The organism is Variovorax sp. (assembly GCF_965279555.1).
Lineage (GTDB): Bacteria > Pseudomonadota > Gammaproteobacteria > Burkholderiales > Burkholderiaceae_C > Variovorax.
Genome location: NZ_OZ257247.1, coordinates 5,833,130 through 5,852,500, shown reverse-complemented (window position 1 = coordinate 5,852,500; position 19,371 = coordinate 5,833,130). Strand labels below are relative to the sequence as shown.

The 19,371-nt window shown below is 69.8% G+C and carries 16 protein-coding genes and 1 pseudogene (1 of these 17 running past the window's edge); 8 read left to right on the top strand and 9 right to left on the bottom strand.

The features are described 5' to 3' along the window. A protein-coding gene (locus ACQY8B_RS27585) for an ATP-binding cassette domain-containing protein (RefSeq protein ID WP_422084820.1) crosses the window boundary here: on the top strand, nucleotides 1-515 show its end. 1,387 nt of this gene lie to the left of the window's left edge; only the last 515 of its 1,902 coding nucleotides appear in the window; the start codon falls outside the window, past its left edge; it ends in the stop codon at nucleotides 513-515. Nucleotides 516-630: 115 nt separating this feature from the next. Then, on the top strand, nucleotides 631-2,361 hold the full coding sequence (locus tag ACQY8B_RS27580) for a phospholipase D family protein (protein WP_422084819.1): 1,731 nt from the start codon (nucleotides 631-633) through the stop codon (nucleotides 2,359-2,361). A gap of 14 nt (nucleotides 2,362-2,375) precedes the next feature. Here the strand turns inward: ACQY8B_RS27580 and ACQY8B_RS27575 are convergent, their stop codons facing one another. The 3 genes from ACQY8B_RS27575 to ACQY8B_RS27565 form a co-directional block, all read right to left on the bottom strand. Further along, on the bottom strand, nucleotides 2,376-3,284 hold the full coding sequence (locus tag ACQY8B_RS27575; protein ID WP_422084818.1) for a copper chaperone PCu(A)C: 909 nt from the start codon (nucleotides 3,282-3,284) through the stop codon (nucleotides 2,376-2,378). A 204-nt stretch (nucleotides 3,285-3,488) separates the two neighbouring features. Beyond that, nucleotides 3,489-3,860 carry a DUF2946 family protein gene (locus ACQY8B_RS27570; protein WP_422084817.1) on the bottom strand — a complete coding sequence of 124 codons (372 nt, stop codon included), beginning with the start codon at nucleotides 3,858-3,860 and terminating at the stop codon, nucleotides 3,489-3,491. Nucleotides 3,861-3,871: 11 nt separating this feature from the next. After that, nucleotides 3,872-5,089: a TraB/GumN family protein gene (locus ACQY8B_RS27565; RefSeq protein WP_422084816.1), complete on the bottom strand. Its 1,218-nt coding sequence runs from the start codon at nucleotides 5,087-5,089 to the stop codon at nucleotides 3,872-3,874. A 121-nt stretch (nucleotides 5,090-5,210) separates the two neighbouring features. Here ACQY8B_RS27565 and ACQY8B_RS27560 point away from each other — a divergent pair, with 121 nt between their 5' ends. Continuing rightward, nucleotides 5,211-5,624, top strand: coding sequence for a VOC family protein (locus ACQY8B_RS27560; RefSeq protein ID WP_422084815.1), 414 nt, complete (start codon nucleotides 5,211-5,213; stop codon nucleotides 5,622-5,624). Then, nucleotides 5,621-6,805 carry a toxin-antitoxin system YwqK family antitoxin gene (locus ACQY8B_RS27555; RefSeq protein WP_422084814.1) on the top strand — a complete coding sequence of 395 codons (1,185 nt, stop codon included), beginning with the start codon at nucleotides 5,621-5,623 and terminating at the stop codon, nucleotides 6,803-6,805. Before ACQY8B_RS27560 ends, ACQY8B_RS27555 begins: the two co-directional genes overlap by 4 nt. A 32-nt stretch (nucleotides 6,806-6,837) precedes the next feature. On the opposite strand, the gene ACQY8B_RS27550 is transcribed toward ACQY8B_RS27555, so the two are convergent. Genes ACQY8B_RS27550 through ACQY8B_RS27540 form a run of 3 tightly spaced genes read right to left on the bottom strand, consistent with a single transcriptional unit; the run spans nucleotide 6,838 to nucleotide 9,818 of the window. Beyond that, nucleotides 6,838-7,812: a Bug family tripartite tricarboxylate transporter substrate binding protein gene (locus ACQY8B_RS27550; protein ID WP_081268044.1), complete on the bottom strand. Its 975-nt coding sequence runs from the start codon at nucleotides 7,810-7,812 to the stop codon at nucleotides 6,838-6,840. Nucleotides 7,813-7,854: 42 nt separating this feature from the next. After that, nucleotides 7,855-8,067, bottom strand: coding sequence for a DUF2783 domain-containing protein (locus ACQY8B_RS27545; protein ID WP_081268043.1), 213 nt, complete (start codon nucleotides 8,065-8,067; stop codon nucleotides 7,855-7,857). After that, on the bottom strand, nucleotides 8,064-9,818 hold the full coding sequence (locus ACQY8B_RS27540) for an FAD-dependent monooxygenase (protein WP_422084813.1): 1,755 nt from the start codon (nucleotides 9,816-9,818) through the stop codon (nucleotides 8,064-8,066). Before ACQY8B_RS27540 ends, ACQY8B_RS27545 begins: the two co-directional genes overlap by 4 nt. 100 nt (nucleotides 9,819-9,918) lie before the next feature. Between ACQY8B_RS27540 and ACQY8B_RS27535 the strand changes: the two genes are divergently transcribed. Then, a complete protein-coding gene (locus ACQY8B_RS27535) occupies nucleotides 9,919-10,698 on the top strand; it encodes a response regulator transcription factor (protein ID WP_422084812.1) in 780 nt (259 codons plus the stop codon). A 15-nt stretch (nucleotides 10,699-10,713) separates the two neighbouring features. Here ACQY8B_RS27535 and ACQY8B_RS27530 read toward each other — a convergent pair whose 3' ends face one another. After that, on the bottom strand, nucleotides 10,714-11,814 hold the full coding sequence (locus tag ACQY8B_RS27530) for a fumarylacetoacetate hydrolase family protein (protein WP_422084811.1): 1,101 nt from the start codon (nucleotides 11,812-11,814) through the stop codon (nucleotides 10,714-10,716). A gap of 116 nt (nucleotides 11,815-11,930) precedes the next feature. On the opposite strand from ACQY8B_RS27530, the gene ACQY8B_RS27525 reads away from it, so the two are divergent. Together ACQY8B_RS27525 and ACQY8B_RS27520 are read left to right on the top strand one after the other, a co-directional pair. Continuing rightward, nucleotides 11,931-13,100, top strand: coding sequence for a DUF3108 domain-containing protein (locus ACQY8B_RS27525; RefSeq protein WP_422084810.1), 1,170 nt, complete (start codon nucleotides 11,931-11,933; stop codon nucleotides 13,098-13,100). Nucleotides 13,101-13,182: 82 nt separating this feature from the next. Beyond that, on the top strand, nucleotides 13,183-13,494 hold the full coding sequence (locus tag ACQY8B_RS27520) for a BTH_I0359 family protein (protein ID WP_422084809.1): 312 nt from the start codon (nucleotides 13,183-13,185) through the stop codon (nucleotides 13,492-13,494). Nucleotides 13,495-13,557: 63 nt separating this feature from the next. Here ACQY8B_RS27520 and ACQY8B_RS27515 read toward each other — a convergent pair. After that, nucleotides 13,558-13,830: pseudogene (locus ACQY8B_RS27515) on the bottom strand (AbrB family transcriptional regulator); the annotation flags it as partial. 141 nt (nucleotides 13,831-13,971) lie between these two features. Between ACQY8B_RS27515 and ACQY8B_RS27510 the strand changes: the two are divergent. Then, a complete protein-coding gene (locus ACQY8B_RS27510) occupies nucleotides 13,972-14,832 on the top strand; it encodes a ChaN family lipoprotein (protein WP_422084808.1) in 861 nt (286 codons plus the stop codon). Nucleotides 14,833-14,895: 63 nt separating this feature from the next. Here ACQY8B_RS27510 and ACQY8B_RS27505 read toward each other — a convergent pair whose 3' ends face one another. Further along, entirely contained in the window at nucleotides 14,896-19,371 is a 4,476-nt protein-coding gene (locus tag ACQY8B_RS27505; RefSeq protein WP_422084807.1) for a beta strand repeat-containing protein, read from the bottom strand.

Sequence of the window (19,371 nt, the reverse complement as noted above, 5' to 3'; positions counted from 1 at the left end):
TCGACACCCTGGAGCTGCTCGAGAACCTGCTGCAGGACTACGACGGCACCGTGTTCCTGGTGAGCCACGACCGGACCTTCCTCGACAACGTGGTGACCAGCACCATCGCCTACGAAGGCGACGGCCGCTGGCGCGAGTACGAAGGCAGCGTGCAGGATTGGCTGGTCCAGTCCAAGCGTGCGCGAGAGATCGCCGAGCAGCGCCAGGCTGCGGCCCCTGCTCCGGCACCGGCCTCCGCGCCAGCTGCGGCCGCGGAACCCGCCGCGCCCAAGGCGGCCGCCCCGCGCAAGAAGCTCTCTTATAAGGAGCAGCGCGAACTGGAGGCGCTCCCCGCCCAGATCGAAAGCCTGGAAGCCGAACAGAAGCGCATCACCGAGATGCTCGAACTCGACGGCGGCGCCATCTACGCCGCCGACTCCTCGCGCGCCACAGAACTCGCCGAGCGCCACGCGAAGATCGACGACGAGCTGCTCGCCGCGCTCGAGCGCCAGGAAGAGCTGGGCGCCGGCCGCTGACCGGCGCGAACCAAAGCGCTCCCCACCGCGCCGCGCCCGTCCCGCCGTCCGACGCCGGCGGGGCGCGGACTGAGCTATATATGCGGCTTCGCCCCCCAAGCCCCGGGAAAGCTGCATGCCTTCTTCATTCCAAGCCTTCTTTCGTCGGTCCACCGCGCTCCTGGCGCTGCTGATACTCGGCGCCTGCGCGCAACTGCCGCAGAACGTCGAGCGCCCTGTCTCGACCGCGATCGCCGCGCCGGCCAGCGGTTCCGCGCTGGCCGACCTCGTGCAGCAGCGCCGGCAAGCCGCCAACGCCCGCTACGGATCCGGCTTCCTGCTGCTGGGCGGGCCCCAAGCCGCCTACGGCAGCCGGCTCGCGCTGATCGAAGGCGCCCAGAAGACGCTCGACCTCCAGTACTACGCCATCCACGCCGACGCCAGCACCGGCCGCCTCGTCAGGGGCCTGCGTGCGGCCGCCGAGCGCGGCGTGCGGGTGCGGGTGCTGCTCGATGACTTCCACACCACCGGCCGCGACGCGCTGGTGCTGGGCCTGGCCTTCATTCCCAACATCGAGATGCGGCTCTTCAACCCGCTGGCCGGCTCGCGCGACTCCACCTTCAGCCGCCTGGTCAACTCGATCGACGACGCCTCGCGAATCCAGCAGCGCATGCACAACAAGCTGTTCCTGGCCGACAACGTGATGGGGGTGGCCGGCGGCCGCAACCTGGGCGACGCCTATTTCGGCAACGCGACCACCGGCAACTTCGTCGATGTCGACGTGCTGGCAATCGGCCCGATCGTGCAAGACCTGTCGCACAGCTTCGACAGCTACTGGAACAACGAGCGCGCCTACCCCGTGCAATCGCTGGTCACGCGCGAGGAACTGCAGTCGATGCGCGAGCGCGCGAAGAAGGCCGACCAGGAACTGGTCGAACAGGCCACCCGCGACCACGACGACCCACCCACCGCCGATGCGCCCCCCACCGCCGAGCAACGCGCCCGCGCCTGGGACCAGAAGCCGCTAGACCTGCGCACCGCCGATTTCGTCTGGGCGCCGGCCGTGATGCTGGCCGACAAACCCGGCAAGATCCCCGCCGACTCAGGCCCCGACACTGCAAAGGCCCCGGGCCTCGTGGTCAGCCGGCCCGACGACAAACCCGCCACCTCGCGCAGCGCGGCGTCGCTCGAGACGACCTCCGATTTGGCCGCCAACGGCGACACGGTGGTCGAGGGCCTGCTGCAGATGATCGGCCAGGCGCGCTCCAGCCTGCTCGTCATCTCGCCCTACTTCGTGCCCGGGAAAGACATGCTGAAAGCCTTCGGCGAGGCTCGCGCACGTGGAGTGCGCATCCGGGTGCTGACCAACTCCCTGGCCTCGAACGACGCCCCGGTGGCGCACGTGGGCTATGCGCGCCACCGCGAGGCGCTGCTCAAGATGGGCATCGAGCTTTATGAACTGCGCAGCGAGCAGTCGAACTTCGGCAACGTGTTCGGCTCCTCGGGCGGCACCGGCAGCGGCGGCGTCACCGGGCAGTCGCGGGCGATGCTGCACTCGAAGGTGCTGGTGATGGACGGCCGGCTACTGGTGGTCGGCTCGATGAACCTCGACCTGCGTTCCCAGTTGCAGAACACCGAAATCGCCCTGCTGATCCGCAGCGACGAACTCTCGCGCGCCGCATCCGCCCAGATCGAGCGCGGCATGCGCGAGCGCTCATGGCACGTGGAGCTGACGGACGGCTCGCTGGTATGGCGCGCACCTGAAGGCAGCGGCCTGAAGGACGCGACCAGCGAGCCCGACACCAGCGCCAGCCTGCGGCTGCTGCTCAAGCTGTTCGGCCCGCTCGCGCCCGACCAGCTGCTCTAGCCGGATCGCCGCGCTCAGTGCTTGTGCTGGTGCGCCGAACCGGCGGCATCGGCACCTTCTGGCGCACCCACGGGCAGCGTCACATCCAGCGCGGTCTTCACGCCCTTGGCGTCCTCGAACTTCAGCGTCATCGGCACGGTCGCGCCCTTGGCCAGCGCACCCTTGAGGTCCATCATCATCACGTGATAGCCACCGGGCTTGAGCTCGACGGTCTGGCCCGCGGGCAGGTCGAGGCCGCCGGGCAGCTCGCGCATCTTCATGACGTCGCCTTCCATCTTCATCTCGTGCACTTCGGCAGTGCCGGCCGCCGGCGTGGAGATGCTCACCAGCTTCGTGCCGGTGGGCGCGGTGAGCTTCATGAAGGCGCCGGTGCCGCTCTGGCCCGGCACCGACTGGCGCACCCAGCCGTCGCGCACGTCGACGGTGGCCACGCCCTGCGCCACCACGACGAGCCTGGCGGCCGGGCTCTTCAGGCCAGCGGTCGAGTTGCCCGATGCCGGCACCTCGGCCCAGTCGGCCACGCCGGTGTCGCAGGTCTGCAGCACCTTGAACCACAGCGTGCCCGGCGTGGCCGGCACCTTGCCGCGCAGCACGAATTCGGAGCGTTCGCTGCCGGGCAACGCGTTGCCGGGGGTCTCGGCGGTCCAGCGCACTTCGCCGTCGCCGTTCTTCGTCACGTCGAGCTTCCAGCCCTTGCGTGCCTGGGCGTCGCTCAGCACGAAGCCCTTGGGCAGGCGCACGGCCAGCCCGGTGGTGGCCTTGGCGCCTTCGCAGGCGTGGCCGACGCGGAAGGCGGCGTTGTAGTCGCTGCCGACGGTGGCGCCGCCGGGCGGCAGCGTCACGTGCGCCAGCGCGGCGGTGGTGCCGGCCAGCATGGCGCAGGCGGCAAGAGCTCGGAGGGTGATGGCCATCGGTTTCGTCATGTCGCGGGTCCTTTGGGGTTGGAACGGGAAAGTCAAAGGTCGAACTCGGGTTCGGCCATGCAGGTGCGTTGCGGGGTTGCGCCGAGAGGAAACGGCAGGGCGCGGGAATGCTTTTTTCAAGGGGAGCCTTCTCCATCGAACTTCAAACCGGACAAGCCGCGTACGCACGCCAGGCGTGCGAATGCAGCTATCGTTTCGAGAGCGTCAGGAGAAAGTCGGGGGACCGCGCGCCGGCAGGGGCGCAGCGGTGGCCGCGGCCAGTCGCGCGGCGGGAATCGACTGGACCACACGGCCCAGCGGCAGGGGGAGATCGAAAGCCGGCGCCACCATGGCCGGCGGCGGGGCGCCGGTCAGCACGCACAGCGGGCAGTCCATGTGCGAGGCGCCCACTTCACGCGCGCCGTCGTCGGTGTGGACCACCACCTTGACGGGGCCGGCACCGGAACACACCAGCTCCATCGACTGCGGATGCACCAGCGGGGACGCCACCGCCACGCCCAGCGAGAGCACGAACCACAACAGCATCCAGCGACCGATGAGGCCGAGAGAGTGGGTGGGAAGGCGCGGCGCGTGCATGGCGGTCGCGATTATCGGCTCACTTTGCCCTTGGCGGCCGGGGCCTTGCCGGCGGCCTTGGCCGGGGCTTTCGCGCCCTTTGCGGCCGGCGCGGCCTTGGCCGCCGGCCTGCCGCCCTTCGTTGCGGCCGCCGGTGCGCCCTTCTGGCCCTTCTGCGCGCGCTGGCCCTTCACGGCCTTGCCACCGCGCGCCCTGGGCGACGGCGACGGGGCCGCAAGCGCGGGCATCGGCGCCGCCGTCTGCTCCTGCGCGTTGGTCAGCACCGGCGTCACGGTGAAGCCGCGCGCCGCCATCAACGTGGGCAGCCCCTGCGAGCCGATCATGTGCAGCGCGCCGACCGCCGCGAACACGCCCTTGCCGCTGGCGTGCAGGCGCTCGATGCCGTCGGCCAGGCCGGGGTTGCGGTCGTCGAGGAGTCGCTTGAGCAGCCGCTGCTCGGCGGGCGTGTTGAGGCAATCGCACCAGTCGGCGTAGCGCGCGAGCCGGGCCGCGTCGCTGCGGGCCCAGACGTCGGCCAGTTCCTTGAGCTGGCCGCGCAGCTTGCCCGACTCCAGTTCGTCGAGCGCGGCGTCGATCTGCTGGCCTTCTTCGTCCTCCGACTCGCCGGTCAGGACCCTCAGCTGGTCGGCCGCGTTCTCGAGGGCGACGATCGGCTTGCTGCTGTTGCGCGCGGACACGGCCAGCGTCTCGTCCACGCCGAATTCGGGGTACAGCCCGTCGGCGCGGCCCGCCAGGCCGGCCAGCGCCGTGACCTGCAGGATGGGCTGCAGCTTCGACATGGTGCCGGGCGGCACGCAGGCTTCGGCGTTCTGGCGCTCGAGCCGGCGGGCGCGCTCGCCGCTGAGCAGCCGGGCCACCAGCGCCGGGTCCGCCGGCTGGGCCATGGTGCGGGCGGTGGCCTCGTCGCGCGAGTCGAGCTCCAGCGCGAGCAGGTCGCTCTGCGTCAGCGCCTTCTGGATGGTCGGCCCGGGCCGCACCCAGTCGCCGCGGCCCACGTGCAGGGTGCCGTAGAGCCAGGAAGTGCGGCCGTCGCGCTCGATGCGCCACAGCATGCCGCGGTCGACGCCGTTGCGCAGGCCGATGCCCGGCTTCTCGAGGCTGGCGATGGCCGAGGGCGGGCAGGCCGCATGGGCGGCGCCGAATGTAAAGACGCAGCACACGCCAGCCAGGATCTGGCGCGGCGCCCGCTGCACGAGGCGCAAGGGCGCCGAGAAATCGACGGCGCGCATTCGAGCCGACATATATATGCCGCGCATCCGCGCGACGAGGATCCGGAGTATCCGCAAGGCTTGCTCCACGATGAAAGAAAGTCCGGCATTCTCACAGCACCGTTGCCCATAATCCGAAACCATGCAAAGCATCTTCCACCTTGCCTTCCACGTTCGCGACCTCGACGGCGCCCGCCGCTTCTATGGCGACGTCCTCGGTTGCGACGAAGGCCGCAGCACCGACACCTGGGTCGACTTCGACTTCTTCGGCCACCAGATTTCCCTGCACCTCGGCGAGCCCTTCGCCACCACCCGCACAGGCCGCGTCGGCGACGTGATGGTGCCGATGCCGCACTTCGGCCTCGCGCTCGCCCTGCCCGACTGGCAGGCGCTGGCCGGCCGCCTCGAGGCCGCCGGCACCGACTTCGTGCTCAAGCCCCAGGTGCGCTTCGAAGGCCAGCCGGGCGAGCAATGGACGATGTTCTTCTGCGACCCGTTCGGCAATCCGATCGAGGTCAAGGGCTTCCGTTCACTAGACACTATTTACGACAAGTGACAACACCGCGCCTGCGCCTGAGCCAGCTCGGGTTCGGGCTCGCCGCCCTCGTGCCCCTGTTTGCGGGCACCGCGGCCCATGCCCAGCAGGACTGCGAGCTCAACGGGCGCAGCGTGAACCCGGACAACGGCGCCACCACCGCCGGCCAGACGGGCCTGGTGCGTTGCAAGAACCGCGCGACCGGCGAGCTGCAGCGCGAGGAGCAGCTGCAGAACGGCGTCTTCATGGGCCTGGTCCGCATCTACGAAAAAGGCAAGCTCGCCAAGGAGCACACCCTCAACGCCAAGGGCAACCTGCAGGGCCGCGCCCGCGAGTTCTCGCCCAATGGCCGGGTGCTGCGCGAGGCCACCTACGACGATGGCCAGGAGCGCGGCCTGGCGCGCAGCTACTACCCAGACGGCAAGCTGCGCCGCGTCATCTTCTACCCGGACACCGGCAGCGGCAGCGAACGCGGCTCGGTCGAGTTCACCGAGCGCGGACAGCTCTCGGCGCTGCGCTGTGCCGACGCGCCCACGCTGGCGCCGGTGGTCGACGACGCCAAGCTCTGCGGCTTCAGCGGCGGCCCGTCGCAGGTCGACCTGTTCGATGCGCGCGGCAACCTGCGCTCGCGGCTGTCGTACCTGTCGGGCAAGCGGGTGCGCTCGCAGAGCTTCTACGACAACGGCAAGACCGCGTCGCTCGACGAGACCGTGGGCAACCAGCGCACCGAGCAGGCCTATTCGTCGGAAGGCGTCAAGCGCCGCGAGACGGTGTACCTGCTGGTCGAGCGCGCCTCGATCCGCCAGCGCGAGCAGGCCTTCTCCGAAAAAGGCACGCTGGTGCGTGACCAGCGCTGGAACAGCGCGGGCGAGCCCATAGGCGACGACAGCTACTACCTCAACGGCCAGCCACGCAGCAAGTCGGCCTACAGCGGCAACGGCGATGGCCGCGTGGTCGACATCACCGAGTTCTATGACAGCGGCCAGCGCGCCGCGCAGGGCCGCTACCAGCTCGCGGGGCGGGGCCGGCAGGTGCCGATCGGCACGCACCAGCGCTTCAGCGAAAAAGGCACGCTGATCGCCGAGTCGAGCTTCGACGCCAAGGGCCGCGTGACGCGCGAACGCGCCTGGGACGAAAACGGCGAGCTGCAGCGAGACGATGAAGTCTTCGAGGACGGCTCGCGCAAGGCATACGCGAAGTAGCCGGCGGCCACCCCGCGAGGCCTCGGGGCGCGTCAGTCGAGCTTGATTCCAGCCTGCTTGATGATCGGGCCCCAGCGCTTCGATTCCGCGCGCGACAGCGCCGCGAACTGCGCCGGCGTGCCGGGCATGGCTTCCATGCCGAAGTCCTCGAAGCGCTTCTGCACGGCCGGCGTGCCGAAGGCCTTGTTCAGGTCGCCGTTGAGCTTGTTCACCACCGCGGGCGGCAGGCCGGCCGGGCCGAGGATGCCCTGGAAGGCGAACACCTCGGTGTTGGGCACGCCCACTTCGGCCAGCGTCGGCACGTTGGGCAGCAGCTTGCTGCGCGCGCCCGAGCCGATGGCCAGCACGCGCACCTTGTTGCTCTGCATGATCGACAGGCCCGAGGCCAGGTCGAGGAACATGCAAGGCACCTGCCCGCCCATCACGTCGGCCATGGCCGGCGCGGCGCCGCGGTACGGAATGTGGGTGATGAAGGTGCCGGTGCGCACCTTGAACATTTCCATGGCCAGGTGGTGCGGCGAGCCGTTGCCCGGAGAGGCGTAGTTGACCTTGCCGGGGTTGGCCTTCACGTAGGCCAGGAACTCCTTGAAGTTCTTGGCCGGGAAGTCGGGGTGCACCACCAGCGCGAGCGGGAACTTGCCGATGGCGCCGATGTAGGTGAAGTCTTTTTCGGGGTTGAACGGCAGCTTGCTGAACAGGTGCTCGTTGAAGGCCAGCACGGCGTTGTCGGCCGACAGGATGGTGTAGCCGTCGGGCTTGCTCTTGGCGACCAGGTCGGCGCCGATGTTGGTCGAGGCGCCGGGACGGTTGTCGACCACGATCTGCTGGCCCAGCGTCTGGCGCATCGATTCGGCCAGCACGCGCGCGATCACGTCGGTGCCGCCGCCCGCCGGGTAGGGCACGACCCACTTGATGAGCTGTGCGGGATATTCCTGTGCACGGGCGAAGGGCGATGCGGCCATTGCGGCGCCGGAGGCGAGCGTGGCGAGAAGGGTGCGGCGATCCATGGAAGCGGTCTCCAATCAGCTAGTTGTGTGTAATTCCGGAAATCAGGAAGCGGACAGCGATGGTACGGGCAGCGCGTGCAATGCATCGGACAACGCCTCGCGGCAGCGAGCCTCGTCGCCGACCTGCTCGAACAGCAGCAGCGCGAGCCGCGCGAGAAACAGCGATTCGCGCTCGGCGCCCGCTTCGCTGATGGCGCGCGCGCACTCGGCGTAGAGGCGGTCGCGGGCGTCGGGGGGAAGAGCTGGGTTGGTCATGCGGAAAGAGGCTCCAGGGCTGCGGCACGTTCCAGTGCGGGTTGCAGGGCGCCGGGCGGCAGTCGCCGCCACCGCGCGGCCACGTGGCCGTCGGGGCGCAGCAGGTAGACCGCGCCGTCTTGCGCGCCGAGCGCCTCGAACACGTCGGCCGAGGCATGCGCGTCGACACCGGCGATGCCCGGGCTGGCGATGGTGCGCACGACGAAGGGCAGCGCCCCCTGCTGCGCGCGCACGATGTCGGCGGCCGGCAGCAGGGCGACGTCGGGGCGCAGCACCAGCAGCGTGAAAGTGGGTGCGATCCAGTCGGTAAGGTGGCCGCGCTCGAGCTGCTGCTCCGGCATCGCCTCGCCCGGCAGCGGGCCCGCCGGCAGTTCGTCGCCCGGGCTCGACAGCGGCGAAGCGGCATAGCGCACGGCCTGCGTCTGGCGCGGGTTGATCAGCTGCGCGATGCCCCGGTGCGCCTCGGACAGCGACAGCGCCGCCTCGCGCAGCAGGTCGAAGCCGCGCGACGGCGGCGACATGAACTCGGTGCTGCGCATCGCGTTCTCGGCATTCACGTGGAAGGCCTCGATGCGCTCCTGCGAGTAGGCGTCGAGCAGCGACGCACCCGACAGGCCCCTGGCCACGAATGCCAGCTTCCATGCCAGGTTGTCGGCGTCGTCGAAGCCCGAGTTGAGCCCGCGCACGCCGAAGATCGGCATCGCATGCGCCGCGTTGCCCGCGAAGACGACGCGGCCGTGGCGGTAGCTGTCGAGCGTCATCGCGCCGGCGCGGTAGACCGAGGTCCACACCGTCTTCCACAGCAGGTGGCCTTCGCCGATGGCGTCGAGGTGGCGCTGCACGAACTCGGCCACCGCCGCCGGCTGCAGCGCTTCTTCGGTGCTCTGGCCGGGGCGCAGCTGGTAGTCGATGCGCCAGATGTCGTCGGGCTGGCGGTGCATCAGCACGGTCGAGCCGGGGTTCCACGGCGGGTCGAACCAGGCGCGGCGCTCGGTCGGGTGGCCGCTGTGCAGCTCGATGTCGATGATGACGTAGCGGCCCTCGTAGCCCGTGCCTTCCAGCGCGAGCCCCATCGCCTTGCGCACGAAGCTCTGGCCGCCGTCGCAGGCCGCGAGCCACTGGCCGTGCAGCCGGTAGCTGCCCTCGGCATTTCGCACGTCGAGCGTCACGCCTTCGTTGTCCTGCGCGAGGCCGGTGAGCTCGGTACCCCAGCGGATGTCGATGAGCCCAGGCGTCGCCTCGTTGCGGCGGAAGATTTCTTCCAGCAGGTAGTGCTCGGCATAGTACTGCTCGAGGTTGATCATCGGCGGCAGCTTCTGCCGCGCGTCGTGCGGCATCTCGAAGCGGAACACCTCGGCCGTCTTGTAGAAGCTGCGCCCGCCGGTCCACGGCAGGCCCTTGGCCATGAAGTCGGGCAGCACGCCGAGCCGCTCCATGATCTCCAGGCTGCGGCGCGAGATGCAGGCCGCGCGGCTGCCGACGCACACGGTGTCGTCGGCTTCAAGGATCACGCAACGCACGCCGTGGTTCGCGAGCCCCAGCGCCAGCGCCATGCCCACCGGCCCGCCACCTGCGATCACCACCGGGTGGCGCCCGGGCTCCACGCCATCGTGCTCGAGCGGCGGCGTCCACGGCTTGTAGCGCGTGTAGTGGAAGGCGCCGACGGAGGGCGGGAGTTCGGTGGCGCTGGCCGGTGGCGGCACGGGGCCGCCGGCGGCATCGCCCGGAGCGGCTGCGGGAGAGTTCGTCATGCGACGGGATTGTCCCGATGCGCGGGCACTGCCAATGTCATAACTTCGTACGAGGTAGTTACCCCAATCCCCGAGCATTCCCAACCCTTTTCCCTGACCCATGAGACGCTGGCGCATCCACCCCACCGACACCGCGCTGGCCGCCGCCGTGGTCAGCGACGTGCTCGGCGGCGTGGGTACGGCGCACCTCGCCACCAGCTACCTGAAGGCGATGCAGCGCGTGATGCCCGTCACCTTCTGCACCGTGTTCGCGGTCAGCGCGGCGGGGCGCATCGAGGCGGTGTCGGCCGCGAGCAGCTACGGCAGCACGGCCGAGCGCACGTCGGAACGCTACGTGGCCCAGCGCTTCGACCTGCTCGATCCGAACATGGCGTGGCTCGCGGCGCGCAAGCTGCCGCAGCGCCCGCAGCTCTGGCTGGGCCACCAGCGCGCCGACGAAGTGGCCGACCCGGCCTACCGCGCGGCCTGCTATGGCGACGTGGGTATTCGCGAGCGGGCATCGGTGCTGTTGCTGCTGCCCACCGGCCAGCGCGTGGCGGTGAGCTTCTACCGGAGCCTGGCTCAGCCCGAGTTCGATGCGGAAGCTTTCGGCCGCATCGAGGTGCACGCCACGCTGCTGGCCGATGCGACCGCAGCGCACGGACGCAGCGCAATGGCGGTGCGCGAAGCCGTTGAGCCCGCGCTGGCTTCGCGGCTGCTGACATTGAGCCTGCGCGAGCGCGAAGTCATCGGCCACCTGATGGCGGGCAAGACCGCGAAAGAGGCGGCGCGGGAAATCGGCGTGGAGCTGACGACCGTGCGCACCCACCAGTACCGGGCGTTCCGGCGGTTGGGCATCCGGTCGCAGAAAGAGCTGCTGCGCGGCGCGGGGCCGCACTGAGGCAGTGAGCTTGGGTCAGTCTTCGGAGGCCGCTTCTTCCGGCGCCTCGTCTTGCTGCGCGCCGGCGGCCGGCTTCACCAGCGACACCGGCGCTTCTTTCGGACGCCCGGCGGTCGACACGACCTCCTGGTCGATCGCGCCGAACAGCGAGCGGCCGTCCAGCCCCTTCATCTCGATGCGGATGGTGTCGCCGAACTTCATGAACTCGGTGACGGGCGCGCCGCCCTGGATGGTCTCGATGCAGCGCTTCTCGGCAATGCACGAATAGCCCTTGGGCCAGTCCATCTGTCCGTCTTTCTTCTCGACGCCCTTGTTGCTCACGGTGCCGCTGCCGACGATGCTGCCGGCGCGCACGTTGCGCGTCTTGGCGATGTGGGCGATGAGCTGGCCGAAGTGGAAGGTCATCTCCGGGCCGGCGTCGCAAATGCCGACCTTGCGGCCGTTCCAGCTGCTTTGCAGCGCCAGGTGCACGCGGCCGCCCTGCCAGGCTTCGCCGAGTTCGTCGAGCGTCACGGCCACGGGGCTGAAGGCGGTGGCGGGCTTGCTCTGGAAGAAGCCGAAGCCCTTGGCCAGTTCGGCCGGAATGAGGTTGCGCAGGCTCACGTCGTTGGCCAGCATCACGAGGCGGATGCCGTCCAGCGCCTGGTCGGGCGTGGTGCCCATCTTCACGTCGCCGGTGATGACGGCGATCTCCGCCTCGAAGTCGATGCCCATGGCCTCGCTGGGCACCACGATGTCGTCGACCGGGCCGAGGAAGTCGTCGCTGCCGCCCTGGTACATCAGCGGGTCGGTGTAGAAGCTCTCGGGCACTTCGGCGTTGCGCGCCTTGCGCACCAGCTCGACGTGGTTCAGGTAGGCCGAACCGTCGGCCCACTGGTAGGCGCGCGGCAGCGGGGCCATGCACATCGACGGATCGAAGGGAAAGGCATGGCGGGCGCGGCCGTGGTTGAGCGAGTCGTACAGGTCCTGCAGCTGCGGGCTCATGAAGCCCCAGTCGTCCAGCACCTGCTGCAGCCGGTTCGCGATGCCGGTGGCGTAGTGGGCGAGCGTGAGGTCGCGGGAAACGACGACGAGCTGGCCGTCGCGCGAGCCGTCCTTCAGGGTGGCGAGTTTCATGATGCGGTAGGTGTGTGAGGGCGGCTGCCGCTCCCCACTTAAACTGGTTGGACGGGCGGCAGTGTACCGAGGTGGTCTCGGTGAACCTCCGCGCCGGCGCCCCACTCCACACACTGATGCCGACGCTCGTCGCCCCCCCTCCGCTGTCCGCCGGCCTGCCCGGCCGCCCGTCCTGGCGGGTGCTGGCGGCGCTGACGCTGCTGGTGGCGGTGATCCACCTGCTGGTGCTCGGGCTGGCGCCGACGGCCATCGGGCCGGAACCTTCGCCGCTGGCCAACAAGTTCATCACGCGCACGATCGTGATCGCGCCGCCCGCTTCCGAAAAGCCCGCCGCCCCGGCCGCCGCCGCGCCGCCGGAAGCCCGGCCGCCGGCGCCGGTGAAGCCGCGACGGCCGCGCGCGCCGTCGATACCGAAGCCCAAGCCGGCACCTTCGCCGGAGCCCCAGACCGACAACGCGGCGCCCAAGGCCCCGGAAGCGCCCGACCTGACAACGCAGCCCGCTACGGATTCAGGAGCAACACCGGCGGAAACCCCGGCCAACGCCGCAGGAACCGGCACCAGCGACGGCACGGCGGGCGCATCCGCCGGCACCGCGAACCCCGCGTCCGGCAACATCGTCGGCACCCAGTCGCTGCGCATTCCGGGGTCGGTGACGCTCGATTTCACGGCCACCGGGCAGGACGGCTCGTCCCCCATGCAAGGCGTGTTCGGCGAGCTGACCTGGCTGCAGGACGGCAGCCGCTACGACGCCCGGCTGACGCTGAAGGTGCTGTTCAGCACCATCCGCAGCCAGCACAGCACCGGCCGCATCGGCCCGTCGGGCATCGAGCCCGACCGGTACTCGGAGAGCCGCAAGTCCGAAGTGGCTTCGCATTTCGTGCGCGACCAGGGGCAGGTGGTGTTCAGCAACAATGCGTCCCCCGTACCGCTGCTGGCCGGCGCGCAGGACCGGCTGAGCGTCATGATGCAGCTCGGCGGCCTGCTGGCGGGCGACCCGGGCCGCTACCCGGCGGGCAGCCAGATCTCGGTCCAGACCGTGGGTCCGCGCGATGCCGGCGTCTGGGTCTTCGTGGTCGGCGAGGAGGAGCAGCTGAGCCTGCCGGCCGGCGAATACCGGGCGCGCAAGCTCACCCGCAGCCCGCGCCAGCAGTTCGACAGCAAGCTGGAGCTCTGGCTGGCGCCGGACTACGGCTATTTGCCCGTACGGATCAAGCAAACCGAGCCCAACGGCAACTTCGCCGACGCTCAGTTGCGCAAATCCCTACCCACGAGCCCCACAAATTGAGGCAAAACGCACATATCGACGTTGAAAGTAAACAAAAGACAACGGGTCTTGAAACTGGCGCGTTGATTGCTAAGTAATCTCCATGAATGCCATCGACATCCTTACGGGGCCCGCCATGAACATGCTTTATGACTCGGAGTCTTTCGTCGTCGTCCACGTGCAACCCACCGAAGGCGACGAACTCGCGCAGCCGAACATGCCGGTCCTGGAGCGCCACGGCTTCGAAATCGTGGACAAGCGTTCGGGCAAGGAGGTGTATCTCGACGGCTCATGGGCCGAGCTGTTCCAGCAGCAGATCGCCGCCTGGCAGCTCAACACACCCACCCAGGAAGAAGTCGAAGACACGCTGGAAGGCTATGCCGAGCTGGCACACACGCCCGTCCTCGTGCACTGACACCCTCCCCGCTTGCCAGCAAAAAGCGCCCTTCAGGGCGCTTTTTTCATGGGCAGCCGCTCTTCAGCGGTAGATCAACCGGTACATCGGCCCCACCACCAGCAGCACCGCCACCAGCCGGCACACCTGGAACGCCGTGACAACCGGCACGCCCAGCTGCAGCACCTTGGCAGTGATCGACATCTCGGCGATGCCGCCCGGCGAAGTGCCCAGGATCATGGTGGCCGGGTGCAGCCCGGTCGCCCAGGCCAGCAGCCAGGCCACCGCGCCGCACAGCGCCAGCATGCCGAAGGTGCCGAGCGTCACCGAGCCCAGCCAGCGCGGCGCCGTGTGCAGCGCCAGGCAGACACCCGCGGCGGCGAGCGCCAGCAGCAGCGTGGCGAGCACGCGGACGATGAATCGGAGAGGCACGGACGGACAGGAAGTAGCGGGATTGGACGGCAGGGCGCTCATGCGCCGAAGGCCTAGTATGGCGCGATGGCTCTTTCACGACTCTCGCCCGCGCGGGCTCCCCGCATCCCCGTTCTCCTGATCGCCACGCTGGTTGCGGCCACCCTCGCTGGCTGCTCGGCGTTGTCGTCCGACGCGCCCGACGCCCCCATCGCGCGCCGGGTCGACGCACTGCTGCCGGTCGACGCCCTGCTGCTCGGCGAGCAGCACGACGCGCCCGAGCACCATGTCATCGAGCGCGAAACCGTCGAGGCGCTGGTCGCGCGCGGCCAGCTTGCCACGCTGGCGCTCGAGATGGCGGAAGAAGGCCGCGGCACCGCGCACGTGGCGCCCACCGCCAGCGAAGCCCAGGTGCAGGCCGCGCTCGACTGGAGCGAAAAGGCCTGGCCCTGGGCCAGCTACGGCCCGGCCGTGATGGCGGCCGTGCGCGCGGGCGTGCCCGTGGTCGGCGCCAACCTGCCGCGCGCCCGCATGAAAGACGCGATGGCCGATGTCTCGCTCGACGCGCAGCTCGGCAACGATGCCTATGTCGCGCAGCAGAACGCGGTGCGCGAGGGCCACTGCAAGCTGCTGCCCGAGTCGCAGATCATTCCCATGACCCGCATCCAGGTGGGCCGCGACCGCGCAATGGCGCAGGCCGTCGTCAAGGCCAGGCAGCCCGGCAAGACGGTGCTGCTGATCGCAGGCTCCGGCCATGTGGTTCGCACGCTCGGCGTGCCGCAGCACCTGCCGAACGACGTCAGGATCGCCACGGTGCGGATGCTGGCCGCGCCCACGCTGGCGAACGTGGTGCCCGGCGAATACGACCGAATCTGGCAGACACCGCCGCTGCCCGGGAAGGACTACTGCGCCGAGCTGCGCCGGCCTGCCAAGGCGAGCCCGCAGTGAACGAAAAAAAGCCGCCGGCCCTGTTCGGGCCCGCGGCTTTTGCAGCCTGCCGGCGGCGCGGCCTCAGCGCGTCGCGATCGACGACACCGACGAGTTGCCCGTCGCCGATGCGGTGATCTGGTTGCCCGTGGTGCGCAGCGTGCTGTTGCCCACGGCGCCCGTCGCGCCGATGCCCACGCTCACGCCGGTCACGGTCGCCGATACCGCGCCGGTGTTGACCTGCGAGCTGGCGATGGCCGCGCTCGGCGTGCCGGTGTTGAGCGCGGTCTGCGTGATGCGGTTGGTGGCACTGTTGCCATAGGCCTCAGCGGTCAGGGTGTTGCCCGTCACGCCGACTGAGCCGAGCGCCGTCCCGACCGGGCCGCCGGTCGAGTTGAGCGCCACCATGTAGCTCGCGCCCGAGCTGCTTGCCGACACCGCGCCGTCATTGGTCTGGCTGTTGCGGATGGCGGCAGCCGCGCTGACGTTGAGCGCGGCGGGTGCCAGCACCACGCCGGACGAGCCTTGCGCCGCAAGCCCGCCGTAGCCGCTGCCCGCGCTCGACTCCAGCAGGTTGGTGGCCGCGTTGCCGCGTGCAAGGGCGCTGGTCGTGTTGGCGTTGAGCGCCACCGAGCCGCCGTTGAGCGGCGAGGCAGCCGTCAAAGCCACGTTCGCGGCGGTGCTAGCCGTTGCCGTGACGTCGGCCGTGCTGGCCTGGGTGTTGACGACGCCGCCGGACGCCCCCTGCACCGCACTGCTCACCAGCGACAGCGTGTTGGCGGCGCGGTTGGCCGATGCCTCGGCCAGCGTGCTGTTGTTGGCAATGCTGAGCGAGCCGCCGGCCAGGCCGGCCGTCACCGGCGCGGGCGTGCCGCCGTCGTCGTTGTACAGCTTCGTGCTGGCCGTGCTCGTCACCGTCGAGGCCGCGGTCTGCTGGTTCAGCAGCACATGGTCGCCGCCGGCCGCGCCCGCGCCCAGCAGTGCGACGGAGCCCGCCGCGCTCGAAGGCGAGGTGTTGGTCGAGGCCACGCTCAGCGTGTTGGACACGTCGTTGATCACCGCCAGCGACACGTTCTTGTTGCCCGACAGGTCGATGCGGGACGACGTCGAGGCCACCGGCGCGAACACCTCCATGGTGGAAGTCGAATCGACGTTCTTCGTCGTGCTCGTCTGTGTCGACTGCAGCGCCGTGCGCGCGGTGATGTTGCCGCCCGCCAGCGCGACGCTGTTGCTCGCCGTGTTGGCGATGGCCTGCGAGCCCTGCGCGTTGTTCGAAGCGCTCAGCGTGGCGCTGCTGATGTTCGCGCCCGGCGTGGTGTCGATACCGAAGGCGCCCGTCACGCTGGACGAAATCGTGCCCGCGCCGCTCACGGCCTGGACGTTCGACACCGCGTGGTCGGCGTAGGCCGCGTTACCCAGGATGCCCCCGCTGGACACGATGGCAGGGAGCACGCCGCGCACGGCGATCGTGTTGCCATTGACGGCCACGCTGTTGCTGGCCGAGTTGCCCGTTGCGGAGCCGCTCGCGATGTTGCCGCTGACGGAAATCGCCTGGCCCTGCACGGTGAGCCCGTCGATCTTCACCTGCACGCCGCTCTGGTTCGCGCGCGTCGCGGCCGGCGAGCCGATCTGCGCGGTGACGTCGGCGCTCGTCTGCTGCAGGTTCTGCACCGCGCTCGTGGTGGCGACACCGTTCGCGTCGATGCTCACGCCATTGGTCGCGCTGTTGCTGTTGGCCTCGGCGATGGTCGTGTTCTTGTCGGCGTTCACGCTGGAGTTGACGACGTTGCCGACGATGTAGGTCTGCACCTCCGGCCCGCCGCTGCGCGTGGCCGAGACGGAGCCTTGGCCCGACTGCGCGTTCTGCACGCCGAACGCCGCATTCACGCTGGCCGTGCCGCCCGCCACGCTCGCGCCTGGCGGCTGCAACGGAAGAGTGGCGACCAGCGTGGTGATGTTGTTGCCCGTCACCTTCACCGTGTTGCCCGTCGCGCTGTTGCCATAGGCCAGCGCCTGCGTGGTGTTGCCGGAGCTGGACACCGTGGCGTTGGTGACGTTGCCCGAGATCACGGTGCGCACCGGCGTCGCGCCGCTGGCGTCCGCCGAAATCTGCGTCGTGCCGCCGGCCACCGACTGCACGTTGGTCACGTTGGCCACGTTGGTTCCCGAGAACAGGCCCAGGACAAACGGCGTCGAGCTGCTCAGGTTGTTCAGGTCCAGCGTCAGGCCGTTGGCCGCGTTGTTGCCGAAGGCTTCGGCGCCGAGCGCGTTGCGGTCGTTCGCCAGCTTGCCTCCCGCCGTCATGTCGCCGAGGTTGCCGGCCACACCGACCGCGAAAGCGTTCAGGCCGGGCGCCGTGGGCACGCTCGCCTGGGCCTTCACGCTGGCCTGCACCGACTGGTCGCTGAGGATGCCGAAGGCGGCATTGACGGTCGGCAGGCTGCCGGCATTGCCGTCGAACGGCAGACCCCCGGCGCCCACGGCGACGGTGGAAGCAAGGCCCCCCGCGGTCACCGCGGCCACGTTGAGCGCATCGACGCCCAGCGTGTTGGTCGCCGAATTCCCGATGGCACGGGCGAGCTGCTTGTTGTCGGTCAGCGCGATGCTGCTCGCGCCGCCGGTCAGATTGCCGTTGGCGCCGACCTTCGCCTCCGCATTGCTCAGCGTCGCGGTGACAGTCGAGTTGGCGTCGCCCATCTGCACGTTGGCGATGCCCGCGCCGGTGCCGAGCGTCGTCTTGGTGGCGAGCTTCAGCGTGTTGGTGGCGCCGCTGCCGAGCGCCGAAGCCTGCTGCACGTTGCCGGTCACTGCAAGCGTGCTGTTCGCGATGGGCGAGTTGGCCAGGTTCGCACCCGCGAAGATCTGGGAGCCGTCGTTGGTCGCATTGACCGGGCTGCCGTAGTTGCCCTGCAGGCTGGTGATCGTGGCGGCGCCGCCGGCCGAGACACGGCCGTCGTTGGCGGTGCCGCCCGTCAGCAAGGCGGAGGCGCTGCCGAGCGTCACTCCGCTCGCGTCGATGGCAAGAGTCTGGCCGATCTGGTTGCCCGTGGCCGTTGCCGCGGAGCTGTTGCCGGCCACCGAAACAGGGGCGTTGTTGGTCGTGCCGCCGATGCCGGTCAGCACCCCGATGTTCGACGGCCCCACCTCCGCCGTGATCGGCGACTGGTAGTTGGCCTGCTGGTTCGACAAGGCGCTGGTGCCCTTGAACGTGCTCGAGCCGTCTGCGCTGGAGATGGCGCTCGACGCGGCGTTGCCGGTGGCCGTGGCCGTGACGGCATTGCGCTGCAGATCGACGGAACCGTTGCTGGCAATCGACTGCACCGTCGCGCCCACCAGCGCGTTCGTGGTGCTGCTCTTGATGCCCACGCCGATGTTGCCCTGGCTGTTGACGACGGCCAGGTCGCTGTTGACGTTGGTGATCACGCCCACGCCGTTGTGGGTACTGTTGTTCAGCGCCGTGGCCGGCGTGCCGCTGCCGGCGACCGACACACCGTCGATCACGATGCGATTGCCCGCGGTTCCCGCCGTGGCGCCCAGCGCCTCGTTGCCCGTGGCCGCGCTGGAGATCGTGTTGTCCTGCACCGCCAGCTTCGACTGCAGCGTGTTGGAGCCGCCGAACAACGCTCCGGAAACCACGCCGTCGATGATCGAGCCGTCATTGGTCGCCGAGTGCGTGACGGCGCCCGGCGCACCGCTGTTGTTGTTCACCTGCAGGTTGGAAACCACCGCCGAGCCCGTGAAGACCGGCGCGCCGCCCGAGACGATGGCGGCGGTGCTCGTCGCGCTGTTGCCCTTGAGCACAGCCGAAATCGAATTGCGTTCGAGCGACGCGCCAGCGGCGATGGAGCCCGAGCTCGGCAGCAGCCACAGGTCGACGCGGTTGCCCCGGCTCTCCGCACTCGAGCTGGCGCCGGTGGCCGACTGCAGCGTGGTCACGACGATGTTGCCCTTGGCATCGAAGAGCTGCGGCGCGCCCACCGGATAGCCGAGCACGGCCGAGCCGGCGAGCGCGGTGCCCGATGCGGCGGCCGTGCCGAGCACCAGCGACGTACCGTTGTTGAGCGTGGTCGTGGCCGAGATCGTGTTGTCCGCCGCGGCCACGCTGCCGGCCTGGATCGTGGTGGAGTAGTTCCCCATCGCGCTGGTCTTCACGCTGCTGGTGATCACGCCGCTGTTCTGCGAGAGCGCGAGCGCCGCGGCGCTGCTCACCGGCGTGGGCTGCGAGCCGGGGGCCGGCGCTATCGTGCGCACCTCGATGTTGCCGGCGGCCTTGGCGCTGATCGCGTTGCCGTTGGTGTAGCTCGAGGTGGGGGTCGTTCCCGGCGCACCGATGGTGGTGACACCCACCGTCGCGTTGCTGATGGACGCGTTGGCCGGGCCGCTGTTGGTCTGCGGATTCACCTCGGTGCTGGTCCCCGTGACCGAGGGCACGAACGCTGCGCTGACCGCCGTCTCGGCCGCGTGCGCGCCGGTGGCGATCAGGACCATCGCAACGGCCGAGCCGATGCTGCTGAGTGCGGGCCTGCGTGCGGCCCCGCTGCGGATCTTGCGTGTTTTCAT